Here is a 13,033-nt window from a genome sequence, read left to right on the forward strand (position 1 = left end):
ATCATCACTTCTTCATGACTCACAGGCCGTCAAGGCCCGCTGAACCGGATAAGTACCGCGAACGTAAATTCCTGGTGACGGTTACGTCAAGGGCCGTGACGCTTTCGAGACGTGCCCCGGAAGCCGTATGCCTGCGGAGCCGTACGCGTCCAGGGACGATGCGCCGCTGCCGGCGACCAGGGCCTAACCGGTTCAATCGGCGGCCCGGCCGGGGCACTCCTCCCACAGGAATACGTGATCGCCACTGACGTCCCTGGAGCCACCCCGGTTTACCTGCATTTATCGCGATTCGATGACAAATCGGTCGCTTTCCCGCCAGAATGCGGTCCCATCCAGCGTCTATCGCAACTGGAGGCACACCCTTATGCGTAGACCCCTTGGGGTAATCGCCGGTCTCGTGACCGTGGCGGCGCTGGGCGCGCCGCTCGGCACGGCGCAGGCCGCCACCACATCCGAGGCCGCGTGCCGGGTGAGCGTGGCCAAGCCCCGGCTCGACAGCGAGGCACAGAAGATCACGGCGTTCGCCGTGCGCCGCGGGTGCTCCGGCCCCGCGCTCCTCCGCATCCGCATCAAGCGCGCCGTGCCGGGCCGGGATCCGGTCGTCAAGAGCGGCGCGACCAGGGACGGCCGCATCACCCTGAAGGCGGGCTGCCGTCCGGGCACCTATTACGCCTTCGCCACCGACTACCGCGGCCACACCGTCAAGTCCAAGGCCGCGAAGCTGACCTGCTCCCCGGGCGACGCCGCCTCCAGACCGTCGACACCGCCCCCGTCCTCCGGCTCCGTGGGCACGACCGTGGAGAACGAGGTCGTCAGGCTGACCAACGCCGAACGCGCCAAGGGCGGCTGCGAACCGCTCAGGCACGACCAGAAACTCCGTGCCGCCGCCTTCGGCCACTCATCCGACATGGCCGAGCAGGGCAAGATGGCGCACAAGCTCCCCGGCCGCCCCGACCTCCAGCAGCGCATCGAGGCGGCGGGCCTGACCGGGTTCAGGGCGTGGGGCGAGAACGTCGCCTGGGGCCAGCCCTCCGCCGCGTCCGTGGTGCGGGCCTGGATGAACAGTTCCGGCCACCGGGCCAACATCATGAACTGCCGGTACAACCTCATCGGTGTCGGCGCGAAGAAGGACGGCCAGGGCCGGATCTACTGGACCCAGGACTTCGTCACGAAGTGATTCCCCCGCCGGCGAACACGGACGTGGCCGGGGTCGCCTGCCCCGGCCACGCCGTCTCAGCCCATCTCTTCCAGCTTGCGGCCCTTGGTCTCCTTGACCCACTTGGCGACGAACAGGAAGGAAAGCACGGCGAACAGCGCGTACGCGGCGTACGTGAGCGACAGGTTCCACTCCGACAGCGCCGGGAACGACACCGTGATCAGCCAGTTGGCGATCCACTGCGCCCCGGCGGCGACGCCCAGGGCGGCGGCGCGGATGCGGTTGGGGAACATCTCACCGAGCAGCACCCAGACCACCACGCCCCAGGACAGCGCGAAGAACAGCACGAACACGTTCGCCGCCACGAGGGCGATCGCCCCTTGCGGGTTGGGCAGGGACACCTCTCCCTCCACCAGCCGCGCCGCGCTGAACGCCCACGCCGCGGTGGCGAGCGAGATCGCCATCCCGGCCGAGCCGATCATGAGCAGCGGCCGGCGGCCGATCTTGTCGACCAGCGAGATCGCGATGAAGGTGCCGATGATGTTGATGATCGAGCTGGAGAAGCTGATCAGCAGCGAGTCGGACTGGTTGATGCCGACCGACTGCCACAACACGGACGAGTAGTAGAAGATCACGTTGATGCCGACCAACTGCTGGAAGGCCGACAGGATGATGCCGATCCAGACGATCGACAGCAGCCCGAGCGTGGGCCCGCGCAGGTCCTTCAGCCCCGGCACCTTCTCGGTGCGCAGCACGTGCTGGATCTCCGCCACCCGCGCGTCGAGGTCGACATCGTCGCCCTCGACCTCGGCCAGCACCTCGCGGGCCTTCCTGCTCCGTCCCGACATGATCAGATAACGCGGCGACTCCGGGATGGTCAGGGCGAACAGCAGGTAGAGCAGGGCGGGTACGACACATGCCCCGAGCATCCACTGCCAGGCCTGCAGCGGCCCGAGATGATAGTTGACGTTGCCGCCGGCGATGCTGGCGATCACATAGTTGACCAGCTGCGAGACCGCGATGCCAAGCACGATGGCGAGTTGCTGGAACGAGCCCAGCCGCCCGCGGTAGGCGGCCGGGGCCACCTCGGCGATGTACGCGGGACCGAGCACCGACGCCATGCCGATGGCGAACCCCGCGGCGATCCGCCAGAACCCCAGGTCCCAGACGGTGAACGGCAGCATCTGCCCGATCGAGCTGATCGCGAACAACACCGCCGCCACCTGCATGGACCGGGTGCGTCCCAGCCGGTCGGCCAGCCGGCCGCCCATCCACGCGCCCACGGCCGAGCCGAGCAGCGCGATCGCCACCACGAACCCGATCTCGAACGCCCCGACGCGGAAGTGGTTCTGGATCCCCACGACCGCGCCGTTGATGACCGAACTGTCGTAACCGAACAGGAACCCGCCCACGGCCGCCGCCGCCGTGATGAACACGACGTGGCTCAGATGCTCTTGATGAGTGCGCTGAGTAGCCATGCAGGTCCTTCCCCCGGGCCCGGGGAACTACCCGCAGATCACCCACGTATGCCCGTCACAGGCGGGGGTCGACCGGCTCCGACTCCAGAGCCAGCACGGCGAAGACCGGCTCGTGGACACGCCATCCCGGCTCGCCGTCGGCCAGCCGCGACAGCGCCTCCAGCCCCAGCGCGTACTCGCGCAGCGCCAGCGAGCGCTTCTTGCCGAGAAAGCGCCTGCGCAGCACGTCGAGCGACTCCGTGTAGTCGGGGCCGTAGATGATCCGCAGGTATTCGCGCCCTCGCACCTTGACCCCCGGCTGCACCCGGCCCGGCGTGTGGACGGCCGGCTTGACCACCATGCCCTCGCCGCCCGTCGCCGTCATCGACTCCCACCACGCGGTGGCCGCGGCCCTGGACTCGGGCGAGTCGAGCGTCACGAAGACATGCTCGGTCCTGGCGATCAGCGGGGAGTCGAGCAGCCCCAGCGTGGACAGATGCCAGGCGTGCGGCTCCAGCGCCGTGGCCCTCCCCTCGCAGGCCAGGATCTGGAACGGCGCCACCTTGATGCCCTCCAGCCCGTCGACCGGCCAGCAGTAACGCGCGTACGCGTCGCGGAACAGTGCGGCGTTGCCGGCGCGGCGCCGGGTGCGGTCGAGCAGGCCGTGCACCTCCAGCCCGCGACCGGCCGCCGCCTCCAGGGCCGCCACCGCCTCGGGCAGCGCGGCACGGGCGGCCGCTCCGACGGAGGCGTACTGCGACCTGATGAGCTCGCCCGCCTTCGCCGACCAGGGCAGCAGCTCGCAGTCGAGCACCACCCAGTCGGAGCCCAGCTCCGCCCAGAGCGGCTCGCACGCCTCGCGCAACCGGGTCACCAGGGGCTCGGTGTCGGCGAAGAACGGCCGGCCCGTACGCGTGAAGACCGCGCCCGCGCCACCGTCGGTCACGCCGAAGCGGGCCGCCGCCACCTCCGGCGTCCTGGCCAGCACGGCGACGGCCCGCGAGCCCATGTGCTTCTCCTCGCACACGACCTCACGCACCCCGGCGGCGGCGAACTCCTCGAACGCCTCGTGCGGGTGCTCCAGGTAGCCGTCCAGCGTGGAGGTCTCCGGCGGCGCCATGGTGGGCGGCAGGTAGACCAGCCAGCGCGGGTCGACCGCGAACCGGCTCATGACCTCCAGCGCGGCGGCCGCGTTCTCCTCCATGACCTTGACCCGGGGACCGAACCTGGTCTCGACGTGCCGGGTGCCGATCACGTCGTTGATGTCGAGCATGCCGGGATCGCGTACGTGAGCGGCGCCGAGCGGCTTTGCCGGTTCGTACCACACCTTCTCTGCCGGGACCTGGACGATCTCGCGTTCCGGGTAGCGCAGCGCCGTCAGGTGGCCACCGAACACGCAGCCGGTGTCGAGGCAGATGGTGTTGTTCACCCACTCGGGGCTGACCGTGGGCGTGTGGCCGTAGACCACCATGGCCCGGCCCCGATAGTCGTCGGCCCACGGGTAGCGGACCGGCAGGCCGTACTCGTCGGTCTCGCCGGTCGTGTCGCCGTACAGGGCGAACGCGCGCACCCGGCCCGAGGCGCGGCCGTGGTAGGCCTCCTTCAGGCCCGCGTGCGCGACGACGAGCCGGCCGCCGTCGAGGCGGTAGTGGCTGAGCAGGCCGTCCATGAACGTCTTGGCCCGCTCGGCGAACCCGGGCGGCTGCGCCGCGAGCTGGTCCAGCGACTCCTGCAGGCCGTGGGCGACCTTGACCTTGCGCCCGTTCAGCGCGCGCACCAGCTTCTGCTCGTGGTTGCCCATCACGCAGATCGCGGTGCCCGCTTCGACCATGTCCATGACCAGGCTCAGCACGCCCGGCGTGTCGGGCCCGCGGTCCACCAGGTCGCCGACGAACACGGCCGTTCGGCCCCCGGGGTGCGCGTACCCCTGCGGGCCGCGCACCCAGCCGAGCTCGCCCAGCAGGGTCTCCAGCTCCGAGCGGCAACCGTGGACGTCGCCGATGATGTCGAACGGCCCGGTCAGCTCCGTCTTGTCCGACCACGCCTTCTCGTAGCCGATCGTGGCGGCCTCGATCTCGTCGAGGCCGCGCAGCACGTGGACCTTCCTGAAGCCGTCGCGCGAGATCTTGCCGAGCGAGCGGCGCAGGTCCTTACGCTGCCTGATCACCACGCCGGCGCCGAAGTCACGGTCGGGGCGGGAGGCGTTGCGCTCGATGGCCACCTCCTCCGGCACGTCGAGCACGATCGCGTCGGCCAGCACGTCGTGCTGCCGGGCCAGGTCGATGAGGCTCCTGCGGGCGGCGTACTGGACGTTGGTGGCGTCGACGACGGTCAACAGCCCCCTGGACAGGCGCACGCCGACGATGTGGTGCAGCAGGTCGAACGCGGCCGGGGTGGCCGACTGGTCGTTCTCGTCGTCGGCGACCAGGCCGCGGCAGAAGTCGGAGGAGATGACCTGGGTGGGCGCGAAGTGCCGGGCCGCGAACGTCGACTTGCCGCTGCCGGAGACGCCGACGAGCACCACGAGGGAGAGCTCAGGAACGCTGATCACGGGTGAACACTCCCATCTGGGTGGGCGGACCGACCTCGGGGTCGTCGTCGCCGACCGGTTCGAACCCGACCTGGTAGCCGTGCTCCCCCGCCACCCGGGTGGCCCAGGCGGCGAACTCGGCGCGGGTCCACTCGAAGCGGTGGTCGGGGTGACGCAGCCCGGTCAGGAACTCGTAGCGGACGTTGTGCTCGATGTTGGGCGTGGTGACGAGCACGTGGGCCGGTCTGGCGTGGGCGAACACCACCCGTTCGAGCGCGGCCAGCCGGGGCGGGTCGACATGCTCGATCACCTCCATGAGCACGGCGGCGTCGTAGCCGGACAGCCGCTTGTCGGTGTAGGTGAGCGCGCCCTGGAACAGGGTGAGCCGGGCGCGCCTGCTGTCGGGCATGCGGTCGAGGCGCAGCTTGCGGGCCGCGATGGTGAGGGCCATCGACGAGACGTCCATGCCGCCGACCTTGGCGAACCGGGGGCGGGCCAGCAGCGCGCCGACCAGCTCGCCGTGGCCGCATCCGAGGTCGATCACGCTGGCGGCGCCGAGCTGTTCCAGCCTGGCCAGCACGGCCTCGCGCCGCCGCGCGCTGAGGGGCCTGCCCTTGGGCTCGCCGACCGCGCCCCCGGGCCCCTCGGCGCCCGGCCCCTCCGCCGGTACGGCGTCCTGCGCCGCGTCGACGCCGGTCTGCGGCCGGGCGTCCCGGCCCTCGGCGGCCCGGCCCTCGGCGGCCGGGGCCTCGGTGGCGGCCTCGGTGGCGGCCTCGGTGGCGGCTGTGATCCCGGCGGGCGCGTCCTCCTCGACGGCGGGCTCCAGCTGCTCCTCGGTCTCGTCGCCCAGCTCGGCCAGGCGCGCCAGCGCGGTGCGGGTCAGCGTGGAGCGCCGCCCCAGGTAGCGCCGGGTGATGAGGCCGCGCTCCGGGTGCCCGTGGAGCCAGCCCTCCCCGGCCCTGATCAGCTTGTCGACCTCGTCGGGCGCGATCCAGTAGTGCTTGCCGTCGTCGAGCACCGGCAGCAGCACGTACAGGTGGTTGAGCGCGTCGGCCAGGCGGGCGGACCCGCTCAGGGTGAGCCGTACGTAACGCGACTCCCCCCACTCGGGGAAGCCGGCGTCGAGCACGATCGGCTGCGCGGCCACCTCCCAGCCGAGCGGCTCGAACAACCGCCGCGCGAGGTCGGGCCCGCCCCGGCAGGGCAGCGCCGGCAGCCGCAGCTCCAGCGGCAGCGCCGTGCCGGGCAGTTCGGGCCTGGCCCCGCACCGGCCGGCCCGCGCGGTGCGGAACACGTCGGCCAGCGCCACAGCCAGCAGCGAGGAGGCGGCGTAGGGGCGGTCGTTGACGTACTGCGACAGGCTGAAGTCGGGCGAGCCCTTGCCCCGCGACCTGGCCAGCGCGATCGGGTCGACCTCGAGCATGAGCGCCACGGTGCAGCGTTCGCCGCCGGCCTCGGGGTAGAACACCGTGGCCGTGCCGAACGACTGGCCGAACTCCTGCACGCGCTCGGGATGCTTGTGCAGGAGGAAGCCGAGATCGGTGGCGGGCCTCGCGGTGGTGGTGATCGTCAACAGCACCCGCCCAAGTGTGCCGTAACCACGCGAAGGTCCGCCAACCGGTTATGCCACGCGCGGAAGCACCTCGGCCGCGATCAGCTCCAGGTGCTCCAGGTCGGCGAGGTCGAGGATCTGCAGGTAGACCCGCTCCGCGCCCAGCTCGCCGAACTTGGCGAGTTTCTCCGTCACCTCGGCCGGGGTGCCGGCCAGGCCTCTCTCTCGGAGGGTGTCGGATTTCTCGCCGATGGCCGCCGCGCGCCGCTCGACCTCCGCCCGGTCGGCTCCCACGATCGTGGTCTGCGCCGCCGACAGCAGCACGGAGCGCCCGGTGCTCTCGCACGCCTCGCGTACCCGGTCGAAGGCGTCCTTGGTCTCGGCCAGGGTGCGGAACGGCACGTTGTACTCGTCGGCGTACGTCGCCGCCAGCCGGGGCGTGCGCTTGGCGCCGAACCCGCCGATGATGATCGGCGGCCTGGGCCGCTGGACGGGTTTGGGCAGGGCGGGAGAGTCGGCGAGCCGGTAGTAGCTGCCCTCGAACGAGTAGGTCTTCTCCGCCGTCCACAGGCCCGTGATGATCTCGAGCTGCTCCTCGAAGCGCGCGAAACGCTCGCCCGTGGGCGGGAACGGGATGCCGTACGCGGCGTGCTCGCCGTCGTACCAGCCGGTGCCGAAGCCCAGCTCGGCCCGGCCTCCGCTCATCTGGTCGACCTGGGCCACGCTGATCGCCAGCGGCCCCGGCAGCCGGAACGTGGCCGGGCTCACCAGCGTGCCCAGCCGGATCCTGGAGGTCTCCCTGGCCAGGCCGGCGAGTGTGATCCACGCGTCGGTCGAGCCGGGACCCGGGTCGCCGGGGCCGATGCGCTGGTAGTGGTCAGACCGGAAGAAAGCGTCGAAACCCAGGCGTTCGGTCGCCTGTGCGACGGTGAGCAGGTCGTCATATGTCGCGCCCTGCTGGGGCTCGGTGAAGATCCGCAGCTTCATGCCCACATTATCCGCACACAACGGACGCGAACCCGAAAATGGCCGCGCCGCGCCGCCATGGTTGGTAACGTGCAGCCGCCAGCGCTGTACGTAGCCGACCGAACACACGGGGTGGCCTATGCCGCGGCACACCAGGGAGCCCGGCCTGCTCCCGAGACCTCTGGCGATCCTGGCGGCGCTCGCGCTCGTCGCGGGCACCGGCGCGGCGATCCGCCAGCTTCCGTCGGGTCGATCGTCCCCTCCGCAGCCGTCGACCCCGGTCGCCCAGCCGTCGCCGTCGCCGTCGCTGTCGCCCGTGGTGGCCGAGGAGCCGCCGACGACGTTCGTGGCGTTCGTCGACACCGCCCGCGAGCCCGAGTTCGACCTTCCCGCGTCGTCACGCCGGACCGGCGTGCGCCGCTACGCGCTCGGCCACCTCGTCGCCGACGCCGGGGCGGCCGGCGACGGCTGCGTGCCCACGTGGACGGGCTCCCCCGCCCCCGGCAAGCCGATCGGCCGCCTCAGGGCGCTGGGCGGCGACGCCGCGCTCGTGTTCGGCGGATCTGGCGGGCGCGCGCTGGCCACGGCCTGCACCCGTCCCGGCGGGCTCGCCACCGCCTACCGCCGGATCATCGGGGCGTACGACGCCGGCGCCGTCGACTTCGAGGTCCGCGACAGCGCCGACAAGGCCGCGGTGCTGCGCAGGGCACGCGCCATCCACGCCCTGCAGCAGGAGCGCGACCTGCGGGTGAGCTTCACCCTGCCGCTGAGGCCGGGCGGGCTGAGCTCCGCCGACGTGGCGATGTTGCGCACGACCCGCCGGGCGGGCGCCGACATCGGCACCGTCAACCTGCTGGCCCCTCTCGAACGGCGCGCGGCCCACCGCGGCCGGCTGGGCAGGGTGGCGACGGCCGTGCGGGCCGCCCGTGTCCAGATCGCGCGGGCGCAGGGGGTGGACGATCCCGGCGAGGCGTGGGAGCGCATCGCGCTGACCCCGGTGCTGGCCAGGGGCTCCGACCTCGGCGCGTCCGACGCCCGCACCCTGGCCGCGTACGCCACCCGCCACCGGCTGGCCTGGTTGTCGCTGCGCGGCGCGGAGCCGTCGCAGGGCGTCTCACGGATTCTCTCGCGAGCGTTGTCCTGAAATAGGATCCCGGGAAGCGGTGAGGATTGTCAGCAAGAGGAGGGCGTGATGGCGGCACGTCCCGACATGGCCAGAAAGCTCCTCATCTACTGGATGGACGCCGTCATGGCCGGCATGGCCGTGGTGTTCGCCGCGCTCACCATCGCCGAGACGGCGGCCGGCACGATCTCCGTCGCCCGCGGGGCGTCCGTCCTCATGTGCCTGCTCGGCTTCTTCGGGCTCTATCCCTTCCTCCTCAGGCAGGCCTTCGACCACCGGCCGAGGCCCACGCCCAAGCTGGCGCTCGCGGCGGTGTTCGCGTTGGGCATGCTGGTGCTCATGCCGCACAACGGCGACATCGCCAGCCTGCGCTGGGAGAGCGTCACCCTGTGGTTGTCGGCCGCCGCGCTCTACCTGCCGCTGTGGGCGACGGTCTGCCTGGGCACGGCCTCGGTCGCCATGTCCACCGTGTTCCTCGCCCACACGACCGGCCAGGCGTGGCCGGGTATCCTCCTCAGCGAGACCGCCGTGGCCGTCGTCCTGATCGCGGCCATGCTGCTGTGGCGCTGGCTCTGGTGGATGATCAGGGACGCGCACAAGAGCCGCGAGGCGAAGGCGAGCCTGGCCGTCGCGGAGGAGCGGCTGCGCTTCGCCCGCGACCTGCACGACCTGCTCGGCCACAGCCTCGCCGTGATCACGCTGAAGAGCGAGCTGGCCGCCAAGCTGGCCACCAAGGACGCCGCGAGGGCGTCCGCCGAGATGGCCGCCGTACGCGAACTGGCCGGCGAGTCGCTGGCCGAGGTGCAGCAGGCCGTGCACGGTTACCAGCGGCTCGACCTGGAGGAGGAGCTCGACGGCGTACGCGTCGCCCTGGAGGCCACGGGCGCCCGGTGCGAGATCCGGGCCAGAGCCGACGGGCTGGGGCCCGAGGCCAGGACGCTGCTGGCGTGGGCGGTGCGCGAGGGCGGCACCAACGTGCTCAAGCACAGCAGGGCCACCCGCTGCGCCATCACGATCGACGGAGGCGTGCTGGAGATGGTCAACGACGGCGTGAACGGCCTGCCGGGCACGCCGGGAAACGGCCTGCGCGGCCTTTCGGAGCGGCTGGTCGCGGCGGGCGGCTCGTTCTCCGCGGCGCCCACCAGGTCGGGCGAGTTCCTGCTGCGCGCGGCGGTGCCGTCGTGAGGGCGATCACCCGGATGCGGAACGCGACGAAGCTCGACAAGGCCCGCTGGCTGATCGTCTGCTCCTCCGACACGCTCATGGTTGTGGCCCTCGTCGGCTTCGTCCAGCTGTACTTCGGATGGCAGCAGGGCTTGCCCTGGCAGCTGGCCGCGACCGCCGCCCTGCTGCTGCTGACTCTCGTCGTGCTGAGCACGCGGCCGTTCAGGATCGCCGTCAGGGGCGGGAAGCGGCCCACGGCGATCATCGCCGTGGCCGGGGTGATCGTCCTGCTCCTGTCGTTCGTCCCGGTCTTCTGGGCGACCGCGACGTGGCTGGGGATGGTCGCGACGTTCGCCCGCAGGAGGACCGTCGTCGCCCTGTCCGTCGCGTCGATCGTGGTCACCAACCTGTACGTGACACTGGCCAACGCCTTCCTCCCCGAACTGCTGCTCGTCCAGGTGCTGATCACCGTCATCTCGGTCGGCGCGGTGTGGGCCCACCTGCGGCTCTGGCACCTGACCAAGGAGGCGCACGAAGGGCAGGAGGCGCTGTCCAGGCTGGCGGTGTCGGAGGAACGCCTGCGCTTCGCCCGCGACCTCAACGACCTGCTCGGGCAGAGCCTCACCGACATCGCGGCCAGGACCGCCCACGCCGAGCGAACCCTGCGCTCCGGGCAGGAGGCGGCTCCCGAGATGTTCGAGGTGCGCGACCTGGCCAGGCGGTCGCTGCGCGAGGTGCGCAACGTCGTCCAGAGCTACCGGGCGATCGACCTGGACGAGGTCCTCGCCAGCGTGCGGGCGGTGCTGGAGGCGGCGGACGTACGCTGCACCGTGCGCGCCGAGATCTCCTCGCTGTCGCCCGAGACCCGCACGCTGCTGGCCACGGTCGTACGCGAGGGCGCGACGAACGTGCTCAAGCACAGCAAGGCCGAACGCTGCACGATCATCATCCAGGACGGAGTGCTGGAGATGTCCAACGACGGGGTGAACGGGCCGGTGGGCGCGCATGCGCCGAACGGCCTGGCTGGGCTGGCCCAGCGCGTACGCGCGGCGGGCGGCACCCTGGAGGCGCGACCCACCCGCGAGGGACACTACCTGCTGCGCGCGGCGGTGCCGGCATGACCGCGCGCGTGCCGCGTACGAGGAGGCTCTCATGACCACCCGCGTGCTGCTCGCCGACGACGAGCACCTCGTCAGGGGCGCCATCGCGGCCCTGCTCGACCTGGAGGACGGCATCCAGGTCGTGGCCCAGGTGGGCCGGGGCGACGAGGTGGTGGCCGCGGTGGCCGAGCACCGGCCTGACGTGGCCGTCCTCGACATCGAGATGCCGGGCATGGACGGTCTGAGCGCCGCCGAGCAGATCAGCTCCGCGTGCAAGATCGTCATCCTGACGAGCCTGGGCCGCCCCGGTTACCTGCGCCGGGCCATGGCGGCCGGCGTGAGCGGCTTTCTCGGCAAGGACGCCTCGGCGGAGGAGCTGGCCATGGCCATCCGCAAGGTCCAGGCGGGCGGGCGTTACCTCGACGCCGAGCTGGCCGCCGCGGCGATGGCCGCCGGCGACAGCCCGCTGACCGAGCGCGAGCGCGACGCGCTGCGTCTGGCCGGCGACGGGGCCACGATCTCCAGGATCGCGGGCGAGCTGCACCTGACCGAGGGCACCGTACGCAACTACCTGTCGAGCGCCATGACCAAGCTCAACGCGCAGAACCGCCTTGAGGCCATCCGCACGGCGCAGCGCATGGGCTGGCTGTGACCCGTTGAGGCCCCAGCCGCCCGGCCTACGCCCGTACGAGCAGCGCGACGCACTCCACGTGATGGGTCATCGGGAAGGCGTCGAAGGCCCGCAGGTCCGCCAGCGTGTAGCCGCGCTCCGCCAGCCAGGCCAGGTCGCGGGCAAGAGTGGCCGGGTCGCACGACACGTACACGATGCGCAGCGCCTCCAGCGACGCGACGCGCGTCACCACCTCCCGCCCCAGCCCCGCTCTGGGCGGGTCGACCACGACGAGGTCGGCCCGCTCGATCTCGAACCGGTCGAGCGCGTCCTCGACGCGCCCCCGCTCCACGCGCGCCTGCGGCAGGTCGCGGAGGTTGGCGCGGGCGTCACGGACGGCGGACTCCTCCGACTCCAGCCCGAACACCGCCCCCTCGGGTCCCACGGCCTCCGCCAGGCCGGCCGCGAACAGGCCCACCCCGCAGTAGAGGTCGAGCGCCCACTCCCCCGGCTCGGGCGCGGCGTACGCCAGCACCGCGTCGAGCAGCGTCTCGGCGGCCCCGGGGTGCACCTGCCAGAAGCCGCTGCCCGCCACCCGGAACCGGCGCTCGCCCGCCTGCTCGTGCAACACGCCCGACCCGCGCCTCGGCACCGTGCGGCCCTTGCCCTGGTCGAGCAGGACGGAGGCGGGCACTTCGAGGTCGGGCACGGTGACGCTGCGCCGGGGCCGTGGTTTGACGACCACGGCCCGGTCGCCCTGGGACGAGGCGATGACCTCGATGCCGGACGCGCCCGGCCAGGTGTGCTCCTCGGCGGCGACCGCCTCGACCTCGGGATGGGCGATCAGGCAGGCGTCGACGACCTCGATCGCGTGGGAGCGGTGGCGGCGGAAGCCCAGCTCGCCGGAGGGCAGCGCGGCGAACTGCACCCGCGTGCGCCAGCCGAGTCCGTCCTCGGCCCCCGGCACCTCCTCGACCACGACCTCGCGCTCGATGCCCGCCAGCCGCTGCAGTTGCTCGGCCACGACCTGCGCCTTGAGCCGCCGCTGCGCCTCCAGCGTGGCGTGCTGCCAGTCGCAGCCGCCGCAGCGCCCGGGCCCCGCGAAGGGGCAGGGCGGGATGACCCGGTCGGGCGACGGATCGAGGATCTCCACGGCGTCGGCCCGCAGGAACCGGGTGGTCTCCTCGGTGACGTGTGCGATCACCCTCTCGCCGGGCAGCGCATGGCGCACGAAGACCACCCGCCCGTCGTGGCGTGCCACACACCAGCCGCCATGGGCGACCGGACCTACCGTCAGCTCGAGAGATGCCTGTTCCACACCGACACCCTATGTGCGCCGGCGCGGGCGGCCGTCACGGGCGGGGGGGCCGCGCCG

10 protein-coding genes are annotated in these 13,033 nt (G+C 72.1%); 5 read left to right on the forward strand and 5 right to left on the reverse strand.

Going from position 1 to position 13,033, the window contains the following annotated elements; all coding sequences use genetic code 11:
* The first annotated feature begins 364 nt into the window (after positions 1-364).
* The gene (locus E1267_RS01275; RefSeq protein ID WP_165959412.1) at positions 365-1,177 is read left to right on the forward strand and encodes a CAP domain-containing protein; all 813 of its coding nucleotides are present in this window, start codon (positions 365-367) and stop codon (positions 1,175-1,177) included.
* A 56-nt stretch (positions 1,178-1,233) separates the two neighbouring features.
* On the opposite strand, the gene E1267_RS01280 is transcribed toward E1267_RS01275, so the two are convergent.
* Genes E1267_RS01280 through E1267_RS01295 form a run of 4 tightly spaced genes read right to left on the reverse strand, consistent with a single transcriptional unit; the run spans position 1,234 to position 7,682 of the window.
* Positions 1,234-2,634, reverse strand: coding sequence for a sugar porter family MFS transporter (locus E1267_RS01280; RefSeq protein ID WP_132328762.1), 1,401 nt, complete (start codon positions 2,632-2,634; stop codon positions 1,234-1,236).
* A 55-nt stretch (positions 2,635-2,689) separates the two neighbouring features.
* Positions 2,690-5,164, reverse strand: coding sequence for a polynucleotide kinase-phosphatase (locus E1267_RS01285; RefSeq protein ID WP_132328764.1), 2,475 nt, complete (start codon positions 5,162-5,164; stop codon positions 2,690-2,692).
* Positions 5,148-6,722, reverse strand: coding sequence for a 3' terminal RNA ribose 2'-O-methyltransferase Hen1 (locus tag E1267_RS01290; RefSeq protein ID WP_132328766.1), 1,575 nt, complete (start codon positions 6,720-6,722; stop codon positions 5,148-5,150). The genes E1267_RS01285 and E1267_RS01290 overlap by 17 nt, the downstream gene beginning before the upstream one ends.
* Positions 6,723-6,764: 42 nt before the next feature.
* Positions 6,765-7,682 carry an LLM class F420-dependent oxidoreductase gene (locus tag E1267_RS01295; RefSeq protein ID WP_132328768.1) on the reverse strand — a complete coding sequence of 306 codons (918 nt, stop codon included), beginning with the start codon at positions 7,680-7,682 and terminating at the stop codon, positions 6,765-6,767.
* 118 nt (positions 7,683-7,800) lie between these two features.
* Between E1267_RS01295 and E1267_RS01300 the strand changes: the two genes are divergently transcribed.
* Genes E1267_RS01300 through E1267_RS01315 form a run of 4 tightly spaced genes read left to right on the forward strand, consistent with a single transcriptional unit; the run spans position 7,801 to position 11,700 of the window.
* Positions 7,801-8,805, forward strand: a complete 1,005-nt coding sequence (locus E1267_RS01300) for a glycoside hydrolase family 18 protein (RefSeq protein ID WP_132328770.1) — start codon at positions 7,801-7,803, stop codon at positions 8,803-8,805.
* Between the two features lie 48 nt (positions 8,806-8,853).
* Positions 8,854-9,969 (forward strand): sensor histidine kinase, encoded by a 1,116-nt coding sequence (locus E1267_RS01305; RefSeq protein ID WP_132328771.1) that lies wholly within the window; start codon positions 8,854-8,856, stop codon positions 9,967-9,969.
* Positions 9,966-11,069, forward strand: a complete 1,104-nt coding sequence (locus E1267_RS01310) for a sensor histidine kinase (protein ID WP_132328773.1) — start codon at positions 9,966-9,968, stop codon at positions 11,067-11,069. Before E1267_RS01305 ends, E1267_RS01310 begins: the two co-directional genes overlap by 4 nt.
* A 31-nt stretch (positions 11,070-11,100) precedes the next feature.
* Positions 11,101-11,700: a response regulator transcription factor gene (locus E1267_RS01315; protein ID WP_132328775.1), complete on the forward strand. Its 600-nt coding sequence runs from the start codon at positions 11,101-11,103 to the stop codon at positions 11,698-11,700.
* 25 nt (positions 11,701-11,725) lie between these two features.
* Here the strand turns inward: E1267_RS01315 and E1267_RS01320 are convergent, their stop codons facing one another.
* Positions 11,726-12,976 (reverse strand): class I SAM-dependent RNA methyltransferase, encoded by a 1,251-nt coding sequence (locus E1267_RS01320; RefSeq protein ID WP_132328777.1) that lies wholly within the window; start codon positions 12,974-12,976, stop codon positions 11,726-11,728.
* Between the last annotated feature and the right edge of the window lie 57 nt (positions 12,977-13,033).

Origin of the sequence: Nonomuraea longispora, from assembly GCF_004348345.1 — a bacterium.
GTDB lineage: Bacteria > Actinomycetota > Actinomycetes > Streptosporangiales > Streptosporangiaceae > Nonomuraea > Nonomuraea longispora.

What these genes read in the sequence shown, in the direction of transcription:
- E1267_RS01275 (WP_165959412.1), top strand. Translation starts at nt 365, where the DNA reads ATGCGTAGACCCCTTGGGGTAATCGCCGGTCTCGTGACCGTGGCGGCG.
- E1267_RS01280 (WP_132328762.1), bottom strand. Translation starts at nt 2,634, where the DNA reads ATGGCTACTCAGCGCACTCATCAAGAGCATCTGAGCCACGTCGTGTTC.
- E1267_RS01295 (WP_132328768.1), bottom strand. Translation starts at nt 7,682, where the DNA reads ATGAAGCTGCGGATCTTCACCGAGCCCCAGCAGGGCGCGACATATGAC.
- E1267_RS01300 (WP_132328770.1), top strand. Translation starts at nt 7,801, where the DNA reads ATGCCGCGGCACACCAGGGAGCCCGGCCTGCTCCCGAGACCTCTGGCG.
- E1267_RS01305 (WP_132328771.1), top strand. Translation starts at nt 8,854, where the DNA reads ATGGCGGCACGTCCCGACATGGCCAGAAAGCTCCTCATCTACTGGATG.
- E1267_RS01315 (WP_132328775.1), top strand. Translation starts at nt 11,101, where the DNA reads ATGACCACCCGCGTGCTGCTCGCCGACGACGAGCACCTCGTCAGGGGC.